This is a genomic window from Shewanella septentrionalis, from assembly GCF_025370265.1.
In the GTDB taxonomy this organism is placed as follows: Bacteria; Pseudomonadota; Gammaproteobacteria; order Enterobacterales; family Shewanellaceae; genus Shewanella; species Shewanella hafniensis.
Genome location: NZ_JAMTCC010000126.1, coordinates 1 through 537 on the forward strand (window position 1 = coordinate 1; position 537 = coordinate 537).

Annotated in this window: 1 pseudogene; it reads left to right on the forward strand. The window is 48.8% G+C overall.

The features are described 5' to 3' along the window. Positions 1-537: pseudogene (locus tag NE536_RS22875) on the forward strand (IS630 family transposase); the annotation flags it as partial.

Sequence of the window (537 nt, forward strand, 5' to 3'; positions counted from 1 at the left end):
AATCACATCTACAAGCTACTAAAGAGCATGGGATTCTGTTGGATAACCAGCCGCTCCAGGCATCCAAAACAAACTCAGAGCTTACAGGACGCTTTTAAAAAAGTTTCCTCTGGAAACGATCCTTCACGCTCCCATTCATATACAACCACACCAGATTGATATTTGGTTTCAGGACGAAGCCAGATTCGGCCAGCAAAATACAACGACACGACTTTGGGCCTCCAAAGGCAGTAGACCAAGAGCGCTAAGACAGCAGCAGTTTGAATATGTGCATCTCTTCGGCGCAGTCTGTCCTGCAACAGGAGAAACTGAAGCCATCATCACGCCATTCGTTAATAAGGACATCATGCACCAGCACTTGGAGCTGATTGCAAAACGCACCAAACCTGGCCGCCATGCTGTCGTGGTAATGGACGGTGCGGGTTGGCATACCAATGACATTGCTGCTGATATCCCCAACCTGTCGATACTCAAACTGCCGCCATATTCCCCAGAACTAAACCCCATCGAACAGGTATGGAGTTGGCTGCGCCAACA